Consider the following 22,084-nt stretch of genomic DNA (forward strand, 5'->3'; position numbering starts at 1 on the left):
AAATGAAAAACTTTCTTAAAGATTGGAAATATCCTTTATTACTACTGTCCGGTGTTGGTATTGCGAATTTAGGGGCATGGATTTACTTAATAGCACTGAATGTACTTGTCTATAATATGGGTGGATCAGCCTTAGCTGTTGCTGCTTTATATGTAATAAAACCATTAGCCACTTTATTTACAAACGCTTGGTCTGGGAGTATGATTGATCGTTTAAATAAACGGAAATTAATGATTCACCTCGATATATATCGGGCGTTATTTATCGCTATTTTACCTTTACTTCCGTCACTTTGGATTGTTTATGTATTTGTATTCTTTATAAGTATGGCCAGTGCAATTTATGAGCCAACTGCTATGACGTATATGACGAAATTAATTCCAGTAGAACAAAGACAACGTTTCAACTCATTACGTAGTTTAATAGGATCTGGTGCATTTTTAATTGGTCCAGCGATAGCAGGGGTTTTATTAATTGCGAGTACACCAGAGATTGCTATATATATAAATGCTATAGCATTTCTCTTATCAGGATTCATTACATTACTTTTACCTAATCCTGATAAGAAAGAAGATTTGGATACAACTAGTAATACATTATCTCTTACAGTATTAAAAAAAGATTGGAACACTGTTATAAATTTTAGTAGAAAACATGTGTATGTCGTATGTGTGTATTTCTTATTTCAAAGTATGTTCGTATTAGCAACTGCTACTGATTCACTTGAACTATCGTTTGCGAAAGAGGTATTACTACTAACAGATAGCGAATACGGTTTTCTAGTTAGTATAGCTGGTGCAGGAATTATTTTAGGTGCCATAACAAATACAATTTTATCAAAGAAATTAGCACCTTCATTTCTAATTGGAATAGGATCATTATTCATCGCAATTGGTTATTTAATTTATGCTTTTTCAAATGTATTTTTAATAGCTGCTATTGGATTCTTTATTTTATCTTTCTCTATGGCATATGCAAATACAGGATTTTATACATTTTACCAAAATAACGTTCCCGTTCATATAATGGGACGGATCGGGAGTATATATGGACTTGTTATTGCGTTAGTAACAATCTTTATTACAATATTATCTGGTGTTGCGACTCAGTTCATTTCTATACAACTTGTAGTTATTGTAGGTTCATTCATCATGTTATTTATTACTATCGTCTTGTGTGTGTTTACTTTATTCCCATCACAATCTAAGTTGTATTTTACTGAATCAATAAAGTGAAACTTTAATCAGGGGGCATCCCCCCCACTGATTATCAGCCCTCACCAAGCGGGCTTTTACGGGCAGCAGGGTCCCCACTTAACTTCTTTGCTTTCGCTGAATTTTGAGATGGGGGTCTTACTGCCCACAAATAGCGGGATAAATTCGAAATGAACTTTGTGTTCTCATTAACAATTTATCGTATTTAATAAAAGGGTTCTTTCCCCTTTATATGGAAAAATCAATAAGGGGAAAGAACAATACCGAAAGATAAGGGTGGTTGTCGTGATAAAAACAAAAGATGAAATTGATAAAATTATAAAAGAAATACAAAAGAAAATAGATTTCTCTGGAGTAGTTTTAGTAAAAAAAGAAAAAGACTTAGTCTATGAAAAAGCTTTGGGTTACGCAAACCAAAGTGAATGTATAAACAATACGATACAAACAAGATTTAGCATTGCCTCAGGATGTAAAATTTTCACTGCAATTGGCATCTGTCAACTTGTTGAAAAAGGTTTTATTTCTTTTCATACAAAATTAAAAGATTGTCTAGAGATAAAATTTTCAAACTTCGATGAAGATATTACAATACATCAACTACTAACGCATAGCGCTGGTATACCAGATTATTTTGATGAAAGTATTATGGATAACTTCGAAGATCTTTGGAAACAAACACCTATGTATCTATTAAAGAGCTTAAAAGACTTTTTACCATTATTCCAAAAAAGTAATATGATGTTTGCACCTGGAACTAAGTTTCACTACAACAATGCAGGTTTTATCATACTTGGATTAATAATAGAAGAACAGACGGGACTTAAATTTACGGAGTATATAGAAAAGAACATTTTTAATCCGATTGGCATGAATGATTCTGGCTATTTTTCGTTAGATAGATTACCAAGACATACAGCTCTAGGATATATAAAGGACGAAACCAACCAAAATTGGAGAACAAACGCCTACTCTATACCGATAAAAGGAGGAGCTGATGGAGGTGCATATGTTACTGCGCCAGACATGCTGAAATTTTGGGCGGCCCTATTTAATAATGAAATTTTAGGAAAGGAATATACAAAATTACTTTTAACTCCTCACATTCAAGTAAATGATAAACAGTCCTACGGCTATGGAATATGGATTGAAACACGAGAGAACAAGGTATTCAAATATCATGTAATGGGATATGATCCAGGCGTCAGTTTTCGCTCGGCTATATATCCAGAATTAGGAATAACTTTAGTTATTACGTCGAATAAAGGGGCAGGACCTGAAAAATTAATGACAGAAATAGAAAGAGCTTTTTAATTATATGGATTTAAAAGAAGAGATACGAAAATAATTTAAACGGGTTCATGATTGTTTCTGTTTTGAAAAATATTTTAGTTAACGAGGAACCCTTTATTTATTAAATAAGTTTTTTTGTAATTCTGTACAATTATATATAATTATATGGATTTTTAAATTAGAAAACATTACTATATAGTTGTAAATTTTTATTATTAATTCATATGAAAGGATGTGTTAACAATTTGTATATGATTAACGGTAGTGTGTTTATTATTTTAGGAGTTATTTGTTATTTAATTGTACGTGGAATATTAATTGGTACCAAAAATACAAAACATGTAATTTGGTGGAAAGAAATAATAAGTTTTTTATTTGTGATCTACATTTGTATGGTTGTTGCAGTAACTTTATTCCCTTTACCAATCGGTTTTCCTTTTAATATTGAAAATCTGAATCGCTCGGTCAATATAATACCATTCGCATCAATTATTAAAGACATCAATCAAATTGGTAGTGCTTATGATGGAGATACCCTATTTATGATTGGTCTAATTGTAAGAAATGTAGGCGGGAATATTTTATTATTAATGCCTTTAGGATTTTTAGCACCAATCCTATGGGATAAATATAAGAAATTCAAAAATACAATTTTATTAGGATTTTCTATATCAGCTAGTATTGAATTGCTACAATTAATTGAGTCTTTATTTAGTGGAGTGGGACGTATTACTGATATTGATGATGTGATCTGTAATGTTATAGGTTCTATTGTTGGATATTGTATTTATATTATCTTTTTAAAAGCTATTAATAAATTTAACATTCGAGTGTTGGGTAAAGCTAATTCTAAAGGTGTGGAATTAGTTGATAAATAGGAGTTTAAACGAGTTATTAAAGGCGTACGAGTAAAAAGTACGTTTTTTTATTTTTATAAATAATGCTTAAGGCTGATGAGAAATCACATTTTCCATCTTACACTTGAAAGTAGCTATCGTATTTCAAGTATGGAATGAAAAGAGGAGAATATAATCTTTAAAGATAAACAAGTTTATAGGAGGATTCTAAATGGATATTTTACTTGTTGTTCTTATTATTGTTTTGATGCAAAGTAAAGAACGAAAAGTGAAAATAAACCGTATTTGGCTCATTCCGGCTTTGTTGTGTTTTGTAACAGTTCAATCCATTATTCATATGGGACAAATAACTTTGCTGCAAGGACTACTGTTTGTTGTAATGCTTGGAATTGGCTTATGTCTTGGGATTATACGGGGAAGAGCTTTAACATTTCGATTAGATAGTGAAACAGGTCATGTACTACGAAAAGGAAATTGGGTAAGTACAATAATCCTTCTTGTTATTTTAGGAGCAAAAATTATGATTAAACAAAGTATGTTTTCGGGTAGTACGCACCAGACATTAATGGTTGTAACAAATGCCTTTTTATGTATTACATTAGGCACTGTGATTAGTAGACGTTATTATATTTGGAAAAAATATAATGAATTAACACAAAAAGCGTAAATACATTCATCCCTTGTTTAACATTGCTAAGAACGGTAATACTAATTAACATTGAACTTTTACAACAAGGGATGATAATATGATATACATTTACACAGATTTTGGTGGAACACATACTACCTCACTAGCTGCAGCGTATCATTTAAATAAATTACCAACGGATCGCAAGTTAACGAAAGAAGAAATTTTGAATGTAGATTACTTTAATAAATTGAAAACAGAAGATATGGGAAAAATTATTTTTCATGGCATAGATGAACATGGTCATCCTGTATATACGATTGGATGCGGCGCATCAAAAGTTGTTGTACCAGCGATGAAGCATTTAGGAGAAATCTTGCAAAAACATTATCAAAGTCATGAAAAGATTATTTTTTCTAATACATCACCAACCGTACCTTTACCAATGACTTTCGGTGGGCTGTTTTCTAGAAGGTTCCATATCGATTTTATTGGCGTACCGTTACTCGTATGGGGAGCAAAAATTTGCTGTGATAATATACAAAGGCTTGTTAGTTATACAAAAGAAGCTGGCCGATTAACGAATGATTATGTTGTAATTTTAGATAATGAAACTTTTAAATAGTATATGATAAAAAGAAAATCGAGCAAATTCCTTGATTTTCTTTTTTATTTGTGAAATAGACAAGAAATAGTCACATTTAATATACATCTACTATAGCCAAAACAATAAAGTCCTGTTACTATTACAGGGATATTCTCTTTTCATAACATAAATATATAGAAAAATTAGAAAAGAGGAATTGAATTAAGGGAGGAACAACATGAAGCGTGTTGCTTGGATTACTGATAGTACAACTGCGAATTTTAAAACAGAAGGAGATAACTTTGTTATCCCAATCGAAGTTATTATTGATGGAATTTCGTACAAAGATTGTGAAGAAGGTGTACGTGAAAGGGTTTATAATGCGTTAAACGAAGGTAAAACAGTCACTACTTCACAACCTAATATTGGGGAAATGGTAGAGTTATTTACAAAATGCAAAGAAGAATATGAAGAAGGATTTGCAGTTGCTATTAGCGGAAAAGTAAGTGGAACCTATCAAAATATGAAGTTAGCTGCAGAAATGGCAGGTTTTCCATTAACGGTATTAGACAGTGAAACAACAAGTTATCCAATGGATGAACTAATTAGAAAAGCGAAATCGTTATACAATGATGGTATGACTTTACAAGATATACACAAAACATTAGTAGATGAAAAAAGAAGACCTTTTCATGTATTCCCAAAGAGTTTAAAAGGTCTATATGCAAGTGGCCGTGTAAAGGGCATGCAATTTTTACTTGGAAGTTTATTAAGTGTTAACTTAATATTAGAAGTAAAAGGTGGAGAGCTTTTACTTGAAAAGAAAGTTCGTAAAATCCAAAAATGTCGAGAATATATTAAAAATGAACTTGAAAAAGAATTACCAAAAGTACTTCATATGTTCCATGCTAATGATAAAGCTGGAGCGGAAGAATGGATTGCAGATATTAGACAAGCATTCCCTGAAATGGATTTCAAATTATATCCATTACCAATTTCATTTGCGGTTCATGCAGGTGAAGGAACAATAGCAATTAGTTATTAAAGAAAAACCCGTGAATAATTCACGGGTTTTTCTTTAATTAAAATTAAATTGGATCCCGGCATATCTCCAGCGAGCTTAGAAATCGATGGTTCCCCTTAACCTAGCAGTAATTGAAAGACTTGTACTATGGAATCTACAAAATATCCGTATTCTTTTCTTTGTACAAACTATAGGTATACTTTGCATTCTCGGATAAGATCTGATCCATGAAAGCTTTGAACATATACAAGACAATCCCCTTTGGATGCTATTTATTATTACTTCGGTCGTATCGGCTTATCTATCCATGAGCATTAGTACAAGGGAGGGTTTATTATTAGGTTTTATCTAAATTTGAAATAAAGTCGCGACGTTTTGCCCCTTTGAATCAGTTTATCTAAAAGGATGTTTTTATAGTGAAAAGAAGATCTGCACTGTAAGGCGAATTAAGGAACTGCTGGGTAGCAATAAAGTTTCTCCACTAAAGGACCCATTTAATGAAATAAGGCTTATGAACAAAATGAATTTCTACCATTCGATTAAATCCCGAAAACTGAGGCTGTACTTAGGCACCATTTTATGGTTAATAAAATAATATCAGGTTGATAATGTTTCCACTTGAATAGATTTTGCTTTTCCACACTTAACATGTCTTTTTTTAGAGTACTAGTATCAGTATGTCCAAGTATGGGGAGGTACTGCAGATATTTTGAAGGTTTGCACCAGAACCTAAAATCTTTTCTTTTATCTTCATAAAATCAATTCTTGATAGGCATGTGATGGGACCCCAATAAGGTTGTTTAAAAGTCGGCTTGGAGATATTTTTAAATATGTTTAACATCCAAACTAAGCCAAGGTAATTAAAAATGAAAGTGTCCTATTAATATTAAAAAAACACCTAATCCCATTCTCTTGCTATATTTTTAGTTAACGCACTTGACTATAACGCAACGTCATAGTGCATAATTTTAACTATATTAAATAAGGAGTGAAAGAAATGAATATAAAATCATTACGGTCAGATAGAATATACCGAAAAATTTTACAAGCTCCAAAAGAGGAAAAGGTTGAGTTATACAGGAAAGAAATGTTGGCTCCGTTTATGGGGAAATGGGAAATTCAATATGTTCCTTTTAAAGCTGAGGAGCCAAATGGTTTTGATGTTATTACATTGAATAATATAATGAGCATTTCTCCTAATCAGATTACAAATGAGATTACACCAGAACTAGAATTGATTTCGTCAGATTCTTTTTGGTCTGAGTGTAAAGAAGCTGTTAGGAAAAGCCTTCATTTATTTAGAGAGTATGATGTGAACCTTCGTGTATCTGATTACGTATTCACGATTCTATTAGGGAATCCCAATAGTCCTTCATTAATGTTAAATGAAGGGTATAGTGGTGATGGAGGTATTCCTGGTTATATTTTGTGTACATTTTTGCCAAATGAATACACAATCCCTCGAATGAAAGCTGCTTTAGCACATGAATGTAATCATAATGTTCGATATCAATTTATTCAGTGGGACCATACTGTTACTTTAGGTGAATTAATTGTTAGTGAAGGTTTAGCAGAAAATTTTGCTACTTCTATTTTTGGGGAAGATCTACTCGGACCTTGGGTATCGAAAACAACTATGGAAATGCTTAATAGACGTATCAAACCCGTGCTCAAGGATCAATTACAATTAACAGGATTTGATAAAATTGCACCGTATCTTTATGGTGATGAATTAGCAAAACTTCAAAACTATATACCAGTCGATATGCCTTATGCTGCTGGTTATGCCTGTGGATACTATTTAATTAAATACTATTTAGAAAAAACAGGTAAAAATATCTTTGAAGCCACAATAACTCCTGCCAATCAAATACTAGATGAAATAAAGGAATTTTGGGATGAAGAAACAATTTTTAACGGTTAAAGATATTGTGCAAATTACAGGCATAACAAAAAGAACCTTACAATACTATGATAAAATAAATTTATTAAAGCCAATTTACTTAACGGAAAATGGTTATCGACTCTATGATAAGAACAGTTTAGCAAGACTTCAAATGATACTATTTTTTAAAGAAATGGACTTTTCTCTAAAGGAAATTGCGGAAGTTTTGAAACTTACAAGAGAAGAACAGCTACAATTATTAAAAAAGCATAACCAAACTTTATTGTTAAAAAAACAACATTTAGAAACAGTTATTACTGCGGTGGATGAGTATGTATCAGGAAAGGATATCTACAATTTAAATATTTTTAATAATTCATCTATTTTGCCATTACAAGAACAATATGCTCATGAAGCGAAATTCATCTATGGAGAAACAGAAAAATACAAAGAATTTGAGGAGAAACTGAAAGAACTCTCTCCTAGTGAAAAAGCGGACTTATTTCACGAATTCGAACAAAAAATGGAAAGGGTGTTTAGAAAAATTGCTTCCTATATTAATCAATCACCTACTTCCGATGAAGTACAGCAATTAATTGTAGAGTGGAAAAGTTATCTCGAACAATCTATTGTATGTGATTCTGAAATGTTGACATGTATTGCAAATACGTATAAATTTGATAATCGATTTAAAAATTATATAAATCAATTTAGTAATGAAGACTTAGCTGAATTTTTATATGACGCTATTATACATTATATCAATCAAAAGAAGTATTAATGTCGTACTTTTATAATAGGGGTCACCTTACATAGCCATTAACTTAAGAACAGAATTAAAAAAGGCTTTCGTTTACCAAAATAAAAGCATTTAAAAAAGGAGTATTTTCTTATAAATGTGCATGATAAATAAGCCCTGGCTAGTTCTAAAAATTATACAGTTTTTTGCCCTCTTAATACAGTATACTCGTAAACAACACCTAAAATATTCTCATATGGGTGAGTTTTTCGTCCGTTTTAGCTAGAAATATGTCCATAAACTGTGTATATAAATCATGGAGGGTAGTTCAAAATCTAGAACCAGGATTTGTATCACAAATAAAGGATATTTTCGGGAAAAATTCACAAACTCCATTGTGAACTGTTTGTTATGTTAGAGTTTCTTTAAGTTCCTTTTATGAAAAACTGTATTTTACAAATACTACAAGTTCATTTAGGGCAAATAATAATGGAAAATCGCCGTTGTATAATCAATTTATTATGAGCATGCAAGGAGGCTTGTTAGGAGTGAAAATAAGCGAACTAGCACGATTGACCAATGTCAGCATACGATCCATCCGGCATTATGACAATAAAGGACTTCTAAACGCCGATAGGTTGGAGAACGATTACCGGGATTTCGACGAATCGGCCATAGAACGAGTCAAAGCGATTCAGTTATACTTGAAGCTTGGATTAACAGCAGATGAGATTAAAGTATTGTTCAAGAGCGAAGCGGCAAATCCTGACGAATATCAATATTGCGAAGAGATGCTGGAAACGTATGAAAAAAAGCTAAGTAATGTGAATTATCAAATCGAAGCACTTCATGGATTAAAGAGATTACTGGAGAGGCAAATCGCTTTAACGATTAGGAAAAAGAGAACTGTTTAATGTAGAAATGGTCCCGAGCATGATAAATTGCTCCGGGGCCATTTTTGTTTGTGTTGACATTGACACTAGTGTAATCCTTTATGATTTACTTAATTTCACCTGAAAGGGGTTTTTTCATTGAAAAGTAATAGCCAAAATGAGAAAAATGGTTCTGAAACTACAAACGCGGTTGGGAACCGAAAATCAGTAACAGTCATAGGGTTAGGGCCGATGGGTCAGGCGATGGCAGACGTTTTTCTGGAATACGGGTACTCGTTGACCGTGTGGAACCGGACTTCAAGTAAAGCAGACCAGCTTGTAGCAAAAGGAGCCATCAGGGTGTCCACGGTCAACGAGGCGTTAGCTGCTAACGAGTTGGTAATCCTTAGCCTTACAGATTACAATGTGATGTACTCTATTCTTGAACCCGTCTCTGAGAACTTATTCGGTAAGGTGCTCGTTAACTTGAGTTCGGATACTCCGGAGAAAGCTCGTAAGGCGGCTAAATGGTTGGAAGACCGTGGAGCCTGGCATATTACTGGAGGGGTGCAAGTTCCACCGTCAGGCATAGGTAAGTCGGAATCTTACACATACTATAGTGGTGATCGAGTGGCCTTCGAGGCTCACAGGGAGACCTTGAAAGTGTTAACAAGTACCGATTACCGGGGCGAGGACCCCGGATTAGCCATGCTATACTATCAGATACAGATGGATATATTCTGGACAGCAATGCTAAGTTACCTACATGCTCTTGCAATCGCTAACGCAAACGGCATTACGGCGGAGCAATTCCTACCATACGCTTCGGCGATGATGTCGTCACTCCCGAAATTCGTAGAGTTCTATACCCCGCGTCTCGACGAGGGGGAGCACCCTGGTGACGTGGACAGACTCGCAATGGGCTTGGCGAGCGTTGAGCACGTTGTTCATACTACCCAAGAAGCCGGCATCGACATCGCTTTGCCAGCAACTGTTTTGGAAGTCTTCAGGCGCGGCATGAAGACTGGTCATGCCAGTGATAGCTTCACCAGCCTCATTGAAACCTTCAAAAATTCCGATATTCGTTCATAACAAGAATTACGTGGAAACTGTTTCATTGTACATGTCTTATGAAAATAAATGTATCTTTGAAGCCGAGATGAAATCGGCAAAACGAATCTATACTCGTAGTAACTCCTTATATGTTCAAGGCGGTGTAGAAAACAAAACAATCGAGGTAAAATTTAAGCCACATTTTACTATTCAAATAGAGGTATTCCAGATATAGTAAATAAGAAAACACCTTACATACTATAAGGTGTTTTTACACCAAAGATGCCCATATGGGCGTCTTTGGTACCTCTTAACATGACTTGAATAGCGTTTATTTGAGGTCATTAGGTAGTAAGAGATGGATAGACTATCTTAAACGAAAAATGTTGATTAGTTCTTATTTATTATACATCATTATATATTGATTTAAACATTAAATATTGCATGTTTAAATCAATGCTCAGCAAATCCTAAGCAAATTTACAATTTTTAATGTCAACACTACAAACTTGACATGTTTATTAAGAAAGAGTGAGGATGAGAATTATAACACTTATCCGATATATTCAGGTGATATTAGAATTGGATTTATTTTTAAGGGGGGATGTTTAATGAAACCGGAAATAATTATTAGAAATTTCTTTAAAGAAGTGCGTTCAGGGAGTAATCCGGATTTTTCAAATCGATATATGGCAGATAAAGTATTGGCACATCAAGTTATATCTGAAGAGGAACAAACAGTATACAGATCGCCAAAAGATTATGCTGAGCATGTAAGAGAGATGATAGGAATATATGGAAACTTTTCATTAGAAATTCAAGAATTATTAGTACAAGATAGTAAAGTATATGTACGCTGGAAGCAAGTAGGTACACACATAGGAGAAATAGATGGGTATGAACCTACAGGCCTCCCTATAATTCAAATAGCAAGTGCAGTGTATAGAATAGAAAACGGGAAAATTTCAGAGTATTGGATTCAAATTGATAGATCAGGAATTCAAAATCAATTAGAGTACAATAAGAATATTCAATAAATTATCTTTAAGAATAATAGAAAAAAGCATAAAAACAAGATTTTTAAAACGATTATTTTTGTTACATAAAGGATACAAATCAATGTACTTTTTTACTGAAAGATTCATTCAAATTAATAAAAGAGAGCATGTTTTAATAAATCTTTTAAAATATGCTCTCTTTTATTGTTTCTATGTGTACTGATATCAGTTTGGTGTAACATTATTATATAGTAACAAGAAATATAGGCATCTGTTTATGAACTAAAAAAATAGCAACAATGGTTCATAGGGTTTAAATTCGCTATACGCTAGCTAATAATGAAAATAATAGAATCAATTTGTAATGTGTATTTCGTTTTACACTGTAAATCATTCATATTGAGTAATAGAATTGCAGAAATATATAATAGAATATTCACACTAATATTTATACAGCTACAATCTATTTACATATAAAATTATTAGGATTATATTGACAATGAAAGAAAAAACAATAGATGGAAGGGGATGTTTTTTATGTTTAAAAAAGCAGCACTAGGGATTTCATCGTTAGCAATTACAGCGTTCGTCGGATTAGGAATGGCAACAGAAGCTTCAGCTGGACCAGCAGCACCACTTACTTCACTAAACGTCGTACAAGTAGAGTCTGAGCTAGGCGGGGTAGAAACAATTAATCAGAACAGCTTCAGCACATCGCGTAACCACGGGGGAAAATATTTATATATTACAACGAAAGAAATGGGCTATGGCCAAAACCCATTTGCTAAAATGAATGGTTCTAATGTAAAAAGTATTGATTCCACTATAATTGGGGGAAGACCAATCGTTGGCTGGTATTATAAATGGGATGCTTCTGGACACCAACAAGGAACCTTTGAGTACCAAAAGACATCTATAAATGCACCATTTAATACAATGCGTACATCAATTTATATCCAATAATTTTGAAAGCGTTCGCACATATAGAATAGTAAAAAAGGTACTTCTAGGAGTACCTTTTTTTGATTTGAATCACGTTCATCTATATTTATAATCCCGATTCCACAGCAAGAATGCTTCCCATAAAACAAAATCCTAAATGTCTATAAAATTGTTATGAACGCGTAGTACAAGTCCTCTACAATAAAAGTGCGGAACCTTAAATATTTTAAACTCAATGAAAAAGGAAGAAACTGTAGTACTTACGCCGCAGTTTTTAATTCATACATGAATTCACAGTTTTTAGATATATAGACATAAACGTACTACCTGCTACTCTTTTTTAAATTCAAGATTAAAAAAGGAGTAGCTAAACTTATATAAGCTTAGCTTAATGGGTATGTGGCGGAACCCTAAAATTAATTACATCTTTTTCATAGTATAAATAATTTTGTATAGGGTGATGAAAGGATTTTTTAAAATAATAAAGAAGTATGTATAAACAAATATATAAAATGAAAAAATACTACTTGATTTAGGATCTGGTATTGGATTCTTTTTACGAAATATTTATGAAGAACTACCGGAAGAGTGTTTATATATTGCTGTTGATCGAGATTTGAATAAACTTTTACTTTTAAAAGATGTAATTGAGAGAAGAAATGTGAAAAGAAATATTGTATTTATCTGTGCCGATTTTCTAAACATACCTATTCAGAATTATTCTATTGATATTGTAATTGATCAATCAGGTACAAGTAATTATAGTTTTGAACATGAGGAGTTCTTATTGTGCGAATTAAATTCTCTTTTTAAACACAATAGTTATTTATTAAGTTCGTTTATTTTATTTAATAAATTTAGTATAAATAGCCAAATTGCACCTAGACTCAGAGAGAATTTTACATCTGTAAAAGTAACGAAAGAAATCCAAAATCTACAGTTTCAATCGATTGATGAAAGTACTTCAAATTATTTGAAACAAGGCGGAAAGTACGAGGATTTCTTTGTTCAAGGTGAAGAAATTTATACATATTCATTTTTAGGAAAAAGATGGGGTTAACCTCAACATAAAAAGTCCGGTTATAAAACTGGACTTTTTATGTTGATTTATACTTTTTGTGATTTAAAGAAAAGGAGAATGTTAATCTACATATTTAGCACTCACTGGACAGTCTCTTGTCGGTGTATGTCTAGTAAGAGAAAAGATAGCCAAACCTAAAGATAATAAAACTAAAGATCCACCAACCCAGGCCATATTGGCGACATTATGTACTTGTTTTAAAGCTATACCTCCAACTGCAGAGCCGAGTGAAATTCCTATTTGTAGGGCTGAATTATTAAAACTTTGCTGTATATCTGACGTATCCGGGGCAGTTTGGATTAAATAACTTTGTTGAGGTGGTGCAAGCCCCCAACTCAATGCAGCCCAAACTATCATAACAGGAATAAATAGGATAATAGAAACTGCCGTAAACGGTAATATAAATAAGATTAGAGCAAATAGAGTAATAACTATCACAATACTTTTTTGAGCGCCTATTTTATCTGATAATACACCGCCAAACGCTCCTCCACTTACTGCAGCTATACCAAACACTAAATAAAATATGCTAATCCAATAAGGGCTTAGGTGAAACTTATTTTCTAAAAAAGGAGTAAAATAAGCATATAGAGTATAGTGTCCTGCTAACATAAACATGGTAGCTAGATGGGCAGATCCTAGTTTAAGACTACAAACGGCCTTTAATTGGATAGATAAAGGAGTTCGGTTTTCCTCTCCAGGTATTTTATCTAAAAATACTGAAATTAAGATAATAGACCCCAATGATAAAATAGCTATACATAAAAAAATAATTCTCCAGCCAAATGTGTTTGAAATTAATATGCCTAGTGGTACTCCTAGTACAAGTGAAGAGCTAATACCCATATAAATTAATCCTAATGCTTTTGCTCGATAAGCGGGATTAACAATTTTAGCTGCAATTGTTAGGGAAAGTACTACAACTAAAGCAGTACTCATAGCAGTTAAAATTCTTGCTATCATCATAAAAGTAAAGCTCGGACTAAAATAAGTAAGTAGATTACCAATTAGAAAAATGTAAAGTGAAATAATATATAATTTTTTTCTTTCCACTTTACTTGTGAAAATCAATAATACAGGACCTGCTATTGCATAAGTAAAGGCGAAAATTGTAATTAATTGACCAGCGGAACTTAATGAAACATTAAAATCTTTAGCGATGTCTGGCAATATTCCTCCAACGATAAGCTCTACAAGACCTACCGCTATCGTTGCTAAAGCTAATATAAATACTTTGAAATTCATTTTTTGTAATCCCTTCTCGTCATTATTTACCTTAGAACAAAAAAACTCCTGACTACAAACGCTATAATACGCATTTTGTAGTCAGGAGTTTTGGGTTCCTGGTAGAGACCCCCAAGCCATATTCTTGGAGTTATACATGATTCTCATATGTAATTAATCAATGTAATAGAAGATACCATATTACTTTTTAGATTTCAATAAAAAATTAGCATTTGTACATGTGATCTTATTAATTATTTTATTTTTTATCGTTGTAGGATGCACTAATATCTTCAGTTGATGTGCACGGGGTTAACCCCATCTTTTTTCATTTCTTTGTAGTAATTTTTAAACATAGTGTATTGATATTGGGTTAACCCGAGAATTTACACTTTATGTAATACAAAGAAAAGTGAGGGGAAAGTGATGGGAAGTTTACGATTACATATAGAAAATAAAAAAAGAAACCAAGAACTAAGAAATATTTGTTTATATTCAATTGCAAAAACAGTATCACTATTCGGTAGCTCTATTTATAGTTTTGCATTAGGATTGTATGTTTTACAAATAACCGGATCTGCGTTAAATTTTGCGATTACGCTCATATTAGGAACGATTCCAATGATTGTTATGAATCCATTTGCCGGTGTCATTGCTGATAAGGTTGATAAAAAGAAACTCGTCGTTTGCATGGATGTATTAAGCGGGTGCTTATTAATAACTGTTTATATATTAAGCAACTATTATGGATTAAACTTATTCATTATTTATACTACTACCCTTCTTATGACAGTATTTACAACGTTTTTTGGAATAGGATTAGAGGCCGTAAAACCGAATATGGTTACTAAAGAACGGTTAATGAGTATTAATTCTATAAGTAAAATTATCGATTCTATATCTTTAATTTTAGGGCCTATGTTAGGGGGCATTGTTTTTGCAATCTTGGATATAAAAACTTTTATCATTATTAACGGTATTTCATTTATCCTTTCGGCTATATCCATATTGTTTATAAACTTTAAATTGTGCGAGCAAAACATAAATGAGGAATGTTCAATTAGAGAAATTAATTTTATTGAAGATATAAAGGAGGGATACTCTTACTTATTGGAGCGGAAAAGCTTAAAAAATACTTTTAGTATTTTAATTTCACTTAATTTCTTTTTAGGCTTTGCTGTAACCGTTCCGTTGCCATACATTATTAACACAGTTCTCAATCTTAATTCTAAGCAATTTGGTATGATTCAAGGGACTTTTCCGATAGGTATGATAGTTGGTGCAATATTAGTAAAAAAGATAACTGATTGTTTTTCTTATTCTTATCTATTGAAAAAAATAAGTTTTATGTTGGCAATTTTTATGATAGTTTCAGGAATACCTGTTTTATTTAAACCTATTGTAGTAAATAATTTGGTATATGTTACTACGTATTGCATGATTATGTTCTTTTTAGGATTTATGATAGCACAAATTGATATTCCTTTAATGTATTTCATGCAAAATGAGATTCCTGAAGAATATAGAGGAAGAGTTCTTAGTATTGGATTAAGCTTAGGTAAAATAATGCAGCCAATAGCACTTGCAATATCAGGACTGTTATTAAATTTCATTCCAGCCTACACGCTTCCCATTGCAGGAGGGATTGTATTTTTTACTTTGAATAAAATTTTAGCAAATAAGTTAAATTTAGAAATTCATTCAAAAGATTATAGTGTTTAACGTAACTTAAAAAGCGCAGGATCAGCATCCTGCGCTTTTCTATCGTAATTCAGCTGTTTTTCTAATAACAATCTTATCAATATCATCTTCTTCATCACCAATAAATAACCCGCGCTCTTTTAAATACGCTTCAAAATATAAATCTGCTTCTGCACGTTCATCATACGGTTTTACAGATAAAACGAAACCTAATTTGTTTTGTTCTTCTAAATGAGAAGTGGAGATGTAAGCCGGTACATTGTGGCGTAAAAAGAGTTCTTTAACCGGAATAATCATATCTTTCATTAATTTCGTTAACATACCCATTTCAAACTCGAAATTAAAGCGATCTATACTACATAAATCAGCGAATACTACACCAATAAAACCTGTATTAAATACTTCTTGATATTCTACTTCTTCATCATTACCGTAAAAATTCTTTTCGATTAAATAATTTACAAAATAAGCAATACCATCACTTTGTTCAAATGGTTTCGTTGAAAGAACAAAGCCGATTTTCTTTTGTTTATGTAAATACACACATGACATGTATGCTGAAATGTTATGTTCTTTAAATAGAGAACTTGTTGCCCCAGAGAGGCCATCAAGTACGTGATGAACAATTTGAAGTTTTTTACGAGCGAAATAATAGGATTTCTTTTGTAACTCCAATGTATCAATAAAGACAGAGCCGATAAAGCCTGTATTTGAAATGATAGGTGTTTGCTTTTTTCTTCCTCTGCGCTTTGCTTGAGCCATTGTAAAAATCATCCCTTCATGTACAATTAAAATAAAAAGAACGTTTGTTCGTATATTTATATTTTACTATTAAAACGCTATAAAGTAAAGGGTTTTTGACGAAAAAAACAACAAAAAAGACACCTGTAAAGGGTGCCTTAAACGCTGTAGGGAAGAGGGTTCATCCCTACAATTTATATTATGATACAGAAACAATCTCTTCTGTATCTTCTACATCTAAATGACAGTCCATAGTACGAACATCTTGATCTTCATGACTTCCGAAATAAATAGTAATTTTCATATGTATCGCTCCTTTATTCTAGGAATACCTAAAATAATTACTAGTAATGTTAATATTTATTATATACCACTTTTTTCATTCCGACAACGTTATATCATTTTTAATTCTTTCAGAGCGTATAGAGTGATTTATAGAGATATTTTTATAGAAATAGTTACATTTCGTATATGTTATATTTAATACTGAACGATTTGAATACGAATTTTTATGAAAGGAGAAAAAAGAATGAATTATAAACAGTTATTAATAGATAACTTCACATATAAAACGTCATATATTGCGCGTCATGTACATGGAATGAATGTAAAAGAAACGAAGGACTACATTGCTGTAGATTGTGGTTTACCTGCAGATACATTTAATATCATTACTTTACTAAACAATGATGTAACGGAAGACATTGAGAAATTATATAAAGTGATAAACAACTATAATAAAAAGAAGTTTCCAATGTGTGTTTGGTTTTGGGATAATAGCTATGAACAGGCTATAAAAAACGAATTAATAAAACTTGGCTTAAAAGAAGCAGAACAAAATATTGCGATGGTAGCAGACTTAAAGACAATTCAACCAACAATAAAAATGCCAGAAGGTTTTACGATACAAAGAGCATCTTCGTTAGGACAAATTAAAAAGTTTGGGGAAACGTTAGCTAATCTATTTGGTACATCAGAGGAAGGTATACATGTGCAAACATTTTATAATGAAACTGCTTCTTTCGATTTATGGAATAGTGAAAATATGAAACTATATTTAGGGATTTTTAAAGATGAAGTCGTATCTGTTGGTTCATTAGTATGTACAAAAGATAGTATTGGTATTTATGATATAGCAACTAAAGAAAAAATGCGAGGGCAAGGATTTGGCTCCACTATGTTTAATTACTTGCTGCAAGAAGCAAAACAATTGAAAGTTGCTCAATGCGTATTACAAGCTTCACCTGATGGGATTAATATTTATAAAAAGGCTGGTTTTCAATCTGTTGGACAAATGACTGTATTTGAAAATCGACATTTAATTGAATAAATTATTCGATCCAAATTGCTTTCATGTAGGAGTTAATACATCATTATGAAAAAGATATATATCATTACAATCATTTGCACCATTATATTACTAGGTACTTTCGTTTTACATAAAGTAGATGAACGTAAGTACACGAAAGCTATTAATCAAGCAAATCATATAAAAAACATTGCACATAGAGGCGCTTCTGCGTATGCGCCGGAACATACAATAGCAGCGTATAAATTAGGACAACAATTAAAAGGAGATTATATAGAAATTGATCTTCAAATGACAAAAGACGGACATTTAGTAGCTATGCATGATGAAACAGTAAACCGCACTACAAATGGTACGGGTCTAGTTAAGGAACATACATTAGAAGAAATAAAGAAACTTAATGCAGGTTCTTTTTTCAATGAAAAGCATCCAAGTTTAGCAAAGAAAGTCTTTGAAGATGCTAAAGTCCCAACACTAGAAGAAATTATTGAAACGTTCGGGAATGGTGCAAACTATTATATTGAAACAAAATCACCAGATGAATACGCTGGTATGGAAGAGAAGCTATTAGAAATTATAAAGCACTACGAAATAAGTGATAACGTTATTATTCAATCATTTAGTGAAGAAAGTCTGCAAAAAATTCATAGTTTAGATGTTACTTTACCGCTAGTACAATTACTACCTTACAAAAAGGCAGTTCAATTAACTGAATTAGAGATAAAAAAGTATAAAACATACTGCATCGGTCTTGGGATGAACTATAAATATATTGATTCCGCTTATGTAAAGAGAATAAAGAAACACGGATTAGAAGTTCATCCATTTACTGTAGATAATGAAAAAGATATGAAAAAGTTACTTTTATGGGGCGTTGATGGGATGTTTACGAATTACCCGGATCGTTTACATTCGTTATTACAATCTTAAACTATAATGGTGTAATTATCACTGAACCAATAAAACAAGTACCCACAAGTATACAAAGATGGTTTTTGGTCCAAATGGTAAGATCATTGAATGCATAAAGCCGATATTGAAATGAAATTTGAAAAAGAATCCAATACTGTTATTGGATTCTTCTTATTTAGCGCTAAGTGACTAACTTAAAGCAATACGATCTTGAATTTATAAATAAAATATTACATTGAGTATGATTTTTCATAATAATCATCAGAAAGTAACGAAAATGTAATGAAGTTTAACTACGCTTTTTATATTTTTTTGATACACTGGCTACGAGAGGAATACCGATTAATGTAGGTAAAAACCAAAACCATATAGGCGGCAATAAATTAATTAAGGGAATATGAATACCGACATTTACTAAAAGTGCAGTAACAGCACCGATATAAGAGCCTAACATACCTCTAATATGGTGATGGAGCCAATTTTTCCAACGTTTTTTTCGTGCAAGGTATCCATAAATCGCAAATGAATAAGAGAAGATTGCTACATAAAATAAATATGCGATTTTATCCCAGTTTATAATGGATAATATAATGGCAGTAACGGTGATAACGACATAGGATGCGTGATATATTTCACCCCATTCCGTATGTTTACCTTTCTTCTTTTGAGCAACCATCGCTATTATCCCAGTTATTAAACATATCGTTCCAAATAATATGTGGATGGTTAAAAGAATGTTGAAAATGCTCATCATAATTCCTCCCTTTTTATTTTTATAGTATTGCAGCATAGGAGAAAAGTTGAAACATATTGTTTATTCACTTTAATATATTGAAGTAAAGGTACTTCAAGAACAAGTTTAAACGGACAAATTTTTCTTGAGTTTAGTGAGACACGTATTACGTGAAATGAAGGAGAGACTTCCATGTTTACATCTATTACATATTTACAATCGGGCAATGACAAGCAACAAAAAATATATGATGTTTTGAATAGCCTAAACATAATGGAGGATTTAGCTTTATATAATCCCGTTCTTTGCGGGACAATCCCGATAAGAATTGATACTCCTCAATCTGACTTAGATATTGTAATGGAAGTATATAACTTTGATGTTTTTGAGCAAGAAATGAGATCTTTATATGGTTCTTATAGAGGGTTCAACATAAAAAAGAAAAAAATGAAAGGTACTGAATCGATAAAGGTGAATTTTGAATTCGAAGGTTTTGAATTTGAATTATTTGCTCAATCTAAGCCAGTGCGTAATCAAAATGCATATAGACATATGATAGTGGAGCACATGTTATTAATGCAGCATCCTCATATAAGGGAAGAAGTTATTCACTTAAAGGAACAAGGTTTAAAAACAGAACCTGCTTTTGCTCAAGTATTAAATATTGACGGAGATCCTTATGAAGAACTTATTTTATTAGGGCAGGAAATGAAATTGTGGTAAATAAAATACGTAAAAAAATCCTCCAAAAACAAAAGAGGATTTTTTTATGCCGTTAACTTCCGAATTAATTCACTGAGCAATTTAATTCCGTTAGTCATTTGTTCTGGAGAAGCATATCCATATGATAAACGAATGTACTGATCTGATTCTTCTTCATAAATACGTCCCGGGTTTAAAAGAATTCCTTTTGATAGTGCCTCTGAAAATAGTTTTTTCATCGGAATGTTATGTACAACCTTTAGCCATATAAAAACTCCACCACTAGGAATATCCCACGATGCAATATCTGCACAATATTTATTTAAAGCTCGTATCATTATTTGTCTTCGTTTTTTCAGGTGCATTCTTACGTTTGCTACATGTTCTTCATAAAAACCTTCATTTATCCATTCAGCAGCTACTCTTTGAGATAAAGAGCTTGATCCATAGTCTGTTTGCATTTTTATATCTGACAATCTATCAATAACAGGTTCTGGTCCAATTATCCATCCAATTCTAAGTCCAGGGCTAAGTGTTTTAGAGAGACTACCAATATATAATACATGTCCATGTTTATCTATTGACTTTAAAGGAGCTGGAGGTGATTCATCAATCCATAACTCTCGGTAAATATCATCCTCGATGATAGGCAACTGCTCTTTTTTACATATTTTTAATATTTCTTTTCTTCGCTCTTTGGACATCAATATCCCCGTTGGATTTTGAAAACAAGGGATTGAGTATAAAATATTATTCTTTTGACTATATTTAATTTGTTTTAACAAGTCGTTAGGTAAAATACCGTGATGATCCATTGATATACCGGATAAGTTTATATTTGCTGATTGAAAAACATGAAGTGAATATAAGTAAGAAGGTTGTTCAAGTAAAACAGTTGATTTTCTATGTAAAAGACCAATTGATATTAATTGTAATGCTTGGAGTGCACCCGAGACTATTAATATAGAACCCGGTGATGCATGTATTCCAAATGATTTTACGTATTTGCTTATTGCTTCACGTAACGGATAAAAACCTTTTTGTTCTTCGTATCCGAAATAATCTAATTCCTCACTGACGTTTTTTATTATAGATTGCATAGTTTCGAGCGGAAAAAGATGAGGTGCAAGTTCACCTTTACTAAGATGGATAAGCGTTTTATTTGCTTCTGCTTCATTTATTTCTCGCACCATTAACTTACTTGGTTTATGAATACCGGCCTTTACATATTCACTCCAATCGGGCGGGGGATTAGTTGCTAATAATGACCATGTATTATTTGTTACAATTGTTCCTGCTCCGATTTGTCCTTGAATTAAACCATCTGCCATAAGTTCATCTAGCGCAGTTATTACAGTACTTCGATTTACATGAAATAATTTTGCTAACTGCCGCTGACTAGGGATTTTACTTCCAATTGGCCATTCTCCGTTTTCAATTTTTTCTTTCATATAGTCTATTATCTGCCGATATTTGGGCACTTTTTTATCGTTTGTCATATAAAAAAACTCCCTCGTTTATTTAAAAGATTCAAAGTGGTTGGTTTTTCCGATAAATAACTGGTTGAAGACATTGTATCAACTATTAAATATG

General features: G+C 32.2%; 20 protein-coding genes, 4 pseudogenes and 1 riboswitch. Of the genes and pseudogenes, 19 read left to right on the forward strand and 5 right to left on the reverse strand.

The annotated features are described in order from the left end of the window. Positions 1 to 2: 2 nt before the first annotated feature. The 7 genes and pseudogenes from AB6801_RS27310 to AB6801_RS27340 all read left to right on the forward strand — a co-directional run bounded on the left by AB6801_RS27310 (position 3) and on the right by AB6801_RS27340 (position 5,620). Entirely contained in the window at positions 3 to 1,235 is a 1,233-nt protein-coding gene (locus AB6801_RS27310) for an MFS transporter (RefSeq protein ID WP_000787868.1), read from the forward strand. A 264-nt stretch (positions 1,236 to 1,499) separates the two neighbouring features. Beyond that, on the forward strand, positions 1,500 to 2,525 hold the full coding sequence (locus AB6801_RS27315; protein ID WP_103653132.1) for a serine hydrolase domain-containing protein: 1,026 nt from the start codon (positions 1,500 to 1,502) through the stop codon (positions 2,523 to 2,525). 13 nt (positions 2,526 to 2,538) lie between these two features. Beyond that, a pseudogene (locus tag AB6801_RS27320) lies at positions 2,539 to 2,607 on the forward strand (GNAT family N-acetyltransferase); the annotation flags it as partial. A gap of 142 nt (positions 2,608 to 2,749) precedes the next feature. Further along, complete coding sequence (locus AB6801_RS27325; RefSeq protein WP_000281849.1) at positions 2,750 to 3,382, forward strand: VanZ family protein; 633 nt, start codon at positions 2,750 to 2,752, stop codon at positions 3,380 to 3,382. A gap of 190 nt (positions 3,383 to 3,572) precedes the next feature. Continuing rightward, positions 3,573 to 4,028, forward strand: coding sequence for a CcdC protein domain-containing protein (locus tag AB6801_RS27330; protein ID WP_097796960.1), 456 nt, complete (start codon positions 3,573 to 3,575; stop codon positions 4,026 to 4,028). Between the two features lie 79 nt (positions 4,029 to 4,107). Further along, a complete protein-coding gene (locus AB6801_RS27335; protein WP_000639421.1) occupies positions 4,108 to 4,614 on the forward strand; it encodes a DUF3189 family protein in 507 nt (168 codons plus the stop codon). 199 nt (positions 4,615 to 4,813) lie between these two features. Next, a complete protein-coding gene (locus tag AB6801_RS27340; RefSeq protein ID WP_000831921.1) occupies positions 4,814 to 5,620 on the forward strand; it encodes a DegV family protein in 807 nt (268 codons plus the stop codon). A gap of 513 nt (positions 5,621 to 6,133) precedes the next feature. Here AB6801_RS27340 and AB6801_RS27345 read toward each other — a convergent pair. Further along, positions 6,134 to 6,240: pseudogene (locus AB6801_RS27345) on the reverse strand (IS6 family transposase); the annotation flags it as partial. 356 nt (positions 6,241 to 6,596) lie between these two features. Between AB6801_RS27345 and AB6801_RS27350 the strand changes: the two are divergent. The 8 genes and pseudogenes from AB6801_RS27350 to AB6801_RS27385 form a co-directional block, all read left to right on the forward strand. Continuing rightward, positions 6,597 to 7,523, forward strand: coding sequence for a DUF2268 domain-containing putative Zn-dependent protease (locus tag AB6801_RS27350; RefSeq protein ID WP_001022649.1), 927 nt, complete (start codon positions 6,597 to 6,599; stop codon positions 7,521 to 7,523). Then, complete coding sequence (locus AB6801_RS27355; RefSeq protein ID WP_000743883.1) at positions 7,498 to 8,265, forward strand: MerR family transcriptional regulator; 768 nt, start codon at positions 7,498 to 7,500, stop codon at positions 8,263 to 8,265. Before AB6801_RS27350 ends, AB6801_RS27355 begins: the two co-directional genes overlap by 26 nt. A gap of 506 nt (positions 8,266 to 8,771) precedes the next feature. Continuing rightward, positions 8,772 to 9,137, forward strand: a complete 366-nt coding sequence (locus AB6801_RS27360; protein WP_000703056.1) for a MerR family transcriptional regulator — start codon at positions 8,772 to 8,774, stop codon at positions 9,135 to 9,137. 117 nt (positions 9,138 to 9,254) lie between these two features. Next, positions 9,255 to 10,187, forward strand: a complete 933-nt coding sequence (locus AB6801_RS27365) for an NAD(P)-dependent oxidoreductase (RefSeq protein WP_000841637.1) — start codon at positions 9,255 to 9,257, stop codon at positions 10,185 to 10,187. 7 nt (positions 10,188 to 10,194) lie between these two features. Then, positions 10,195 to 10,383, forward strand: a pseudogene (locus tag AB6801_RS27370) (hypothetical protein); the annotation flags it as partial. 376 nt (positions 10,384 to 10,759) lie between these two features. Beyond that, the gene (locus tag AB6801_RS27375) at positions 10,760 to 11,185 is read left to right on the forward strand and encodes an ester cyclase (protein WP_000801679.1); all 426 of its coding nucleotides are present in this window, start codon (positions 10,760 to 10,762) and stop codon (positions 11,183 to 11,185) included. A gap of 498 nt (positions 11,186 to 11,683) precedes the next feature. Next, positions 11,684 to 12,109, forward strand: coding sequence for a DUF4879 domain-containing protein (locus tag AB6801_RS27380; RefSeq protein ID WP_000472916.1), 426 nt, complete (start codon positions 11,684 to 11,686; stop codon positions 12,107 to 12,109). 490 nt (positions 12,110 to 12,599) lie between these two features. Next, positions 12,600 to 13,148, forward strand: a pseudogene (locus AB6801_RS27385) (class I SAM-dependent methyltransferase); the annotation flags it as partial. A gap of 81 nt (positions 13,149 to 13,229) precedes the next feature. On the opposite strand, the gene AB6801_RS27390 reads toward AB6801_RS27385, so the two are convergent. Further along, positions 13,230 to 14,414 (reverse strand): MFS transporter, encoded by a 1,185-nt coding sequence (locus tag AB6801_RS27390; protein WP_001009826.1) that lies wholly within the window; start codon positions 14,412 to 14,414, stop codon positions 13,230 to 13,232. Between the two features lie 58 nt (positions 14,415 to 14,472). Beyond that, positions 14,473 to 14,572: riboswitch (purine riboswitch) on the reverse strand. A 247-nt stretch (positions 14,573 to 14,819) separates the two neighbouring features. On the opposite strand from AB6801_RS27390, the gene AB6801_RS27395 reads away from it, so the two are divergent. Next, a complete protein-coding gene (locus tag AB6801_RS27395) occupies positions 14,820 to 16,115 on the forward strand; it encodes an MFS transporter (RefSeq protein WP_000535170.1) in 1,296 nt (431 codons plus the stop codon). A gap of 39 nt (positions 16,116 to 16,154) precedes the next feature. Here the strand turns inward: AB6801_RS27395 and AB6801_RS27400 are convergent, their stop codons facing one another. Beyond that, a complete protein-coding gene (locus AB6801_RS27400) occupies positions 16,155 to 16,868 on the reverse strand; it encodes a hypothetical protein (protein WP_002196556.1) in 714 nt (237 codons plus the stop codon). Between the two features lie 496 nt (positions 16,869 to 17,364). Here AB6801_RS27400 and AB6801_RS27405 point away from each other — a divergent pair, with 496 nt between their 5' ends. After that, positions 17,365 to 18,165 carry a GNAT family N-acetyltransferase gene (locus tag AB6801_RS27405; protein ID WP_001107075.1) on the forward strand — a complete coding sequence of 267 codons (801 nt, stop codon included), beginning with the start codon at positions 17,365 to 17,367 and terminating at the stop codon, positions 18,163 to 18,165. A 45-nt stretch (positions 18,166 to 18,210) separates the two neighbouring features. Continuing rightward, on the forward strand, positions 18,211 to 19,074 hold the full coding sequence (locus tag AB6801_RS27410; RefSeq protein WP_097999655.1) for a glycerophosphodiester phosphodiesterase: 864 nt from the start codon (positions 18,211 to 18,213) through the stop codon (positions 19,072 to 19,074). Positions 19,075 to 19,345: 271 nt separating this feature from the next. Here AB6801_RS27410 and AB6801_RS27415 read toward each other — a convergent pair whose 3' ends face one another. After that, a complete protein-coding gene (locus AB6801_RS27415) occupies positions 19,346 to 19,807 on the reverse strand; it encodes a DUF2306 domain-containing protein (protein WP_000021728.1) in 462 nt (153 codons plus the stop codon). A gap of 174 nt (positions 19,808 to 19,981) precedes the next feature. Between AB6801_RS27415 and AB6801_RS27420 the strand changes: the two genes are divergently transcribed. Further along, entirely contained in the window at positions 19,982 to 20,512 is a 531-nt protein-coding gene (locus AB6801_RS27420; RefSeq protein WP_000495170.1) for a DUF4269 domain-containing protein, read from the forward strand. 44 nt (positions 20,513 to 20,556) lie between these two features. Here AB6801_RS27420 and norG read toward each other — a convergent pair whose 3' ends face one another. Continuing rightward, on the reverse strand, positions 20,557 to 21,990 hold the full coding sequence (gene norG, locus AB6801_RS27425) for an efflux pump transcription regulator NorG (protein WP_000180304.1): 1,434 nt from the start codon (positions 21,988 to 21,990) through the stop codon (positions 20,557 to 20,559). Positions 21,991 to 22,084: the final 94 nt, after the last annotated feature.

This window comes from Bacillus sp. RCC_6_1 (assembly GCF_041360755.1).
GTDB lineage: Bacteria > Bacillota > Bacilli > Bacillales > Bacillaceae_G > Bacillus_A > Bacillus_A cereus.

Bases quoted from the DNA above. Each gene is read 5' to 3' on its own strand.
- AB6801_RS27420 (WP_000495170.1), top strand. From the start codon at position 19,982: ATGTTTACATCTATTACATATTTACAATCGGGCAATGACAAGCAACAA.
- AB6801_RS27380 (WP_000472916.1), top strand. From the start codon at position 11,684: ATGTTTAAAAAAGCAGCACTAGGGATTTCATCGTTAGCAATTACAGCG.
- AB6801_RS27400 (WP_002196556.1), bottom strand. From the start codon at position 16,868: ATGATTTTTACAATGGCTCAAGCAAAGCGCAGAGGAAGAAAAAAGCAA.
- AB6801_RS27405 (WP_001107075.1), top strand. From the start codon at position 17,365: ATGAATTATAAACAGTTATTAATAGATAACTTCACATATAAAACGTCA.
- AB6801_RS27310 (WP_000787868.1), top strand. From the start codon at position 3: ATGAAAAACTTTCTTAAAGATTGGAAATATCCTTTATTACTACTGTCC.
- AB6801_RS27390 (WP_001009826.1), bottom strand. From the start codon at position 14,414: ATGAATTTCAAAGTATTTATATTAGCTTTAGCAACGATAGCGGTAGGT.
- AB6801_RS27350 (WP_001022649.1), top strand. From the start codon at position 6,597: ATGAATATAAAATCATTACGGTCAGATAGAATATACCGAAAAATTTTA.
- AB6801_RS27355 (WP_000743883.1), top strand. From the start codon at position 7,498: ATGAAGAAACAATTTTTAACGGTTAAAGATATTGTGCAAATTACAGGC.
- AB6801_RS27335 (WP_000639421.1), top strand. From the start codon at position 4,108: ATGATATACATTTACACAGATTTTGGTGGAACACATACTACCTCACTA.
- AB6801_RS27395 (WP_000535170.1), top strand. From the start codon at position 14,820: ATGGGAAGTTTACGATTACATATAGAAAATAAAAAAAGAAACCAAGAA.
- AB6801_RS27340 (WP_000831921.1), top strand. From the start codon at position 4,814: ATGAAGCGTGTTGCTTGGATTACTGATAGTACAACTGCGAATTTTAAA.
- AB6801_RS27415 (WP_000021728.1), bottom strand. From the start codon at position 19,807: ATGAGCATTTTCAACATTCTTTTAACCATCCACATATTATTTGGAACG.
- norG (WP_000180304.1), bottom strand. From the start codon at position 21,990: ATGACAAACGATAAAAAAGTGCCCAAATATCGGCAGATAATAGACTAT.
- AB6801_RS27375 (WP_000801679.1), top strand. From the start codon at position 10,760: ATGAAACCGGAAATAATTATTAGAAATTTCTTTAAAGAAGTGCGTTCA.
- AB6801_RS27330 (WP_097796960.1), top strand. From the start codon at position 3,573: ATGGATATTTTACTTGTTGTTCTTATTATTGTTTTGATGCAAAGTAAA.
- AB6801_RS27410 (WP_097999655.1), top strand. From the start codon at position 18,211: ATGAAAAAGATATATATCATTACAATCATTTGCACCATTATATTACTA.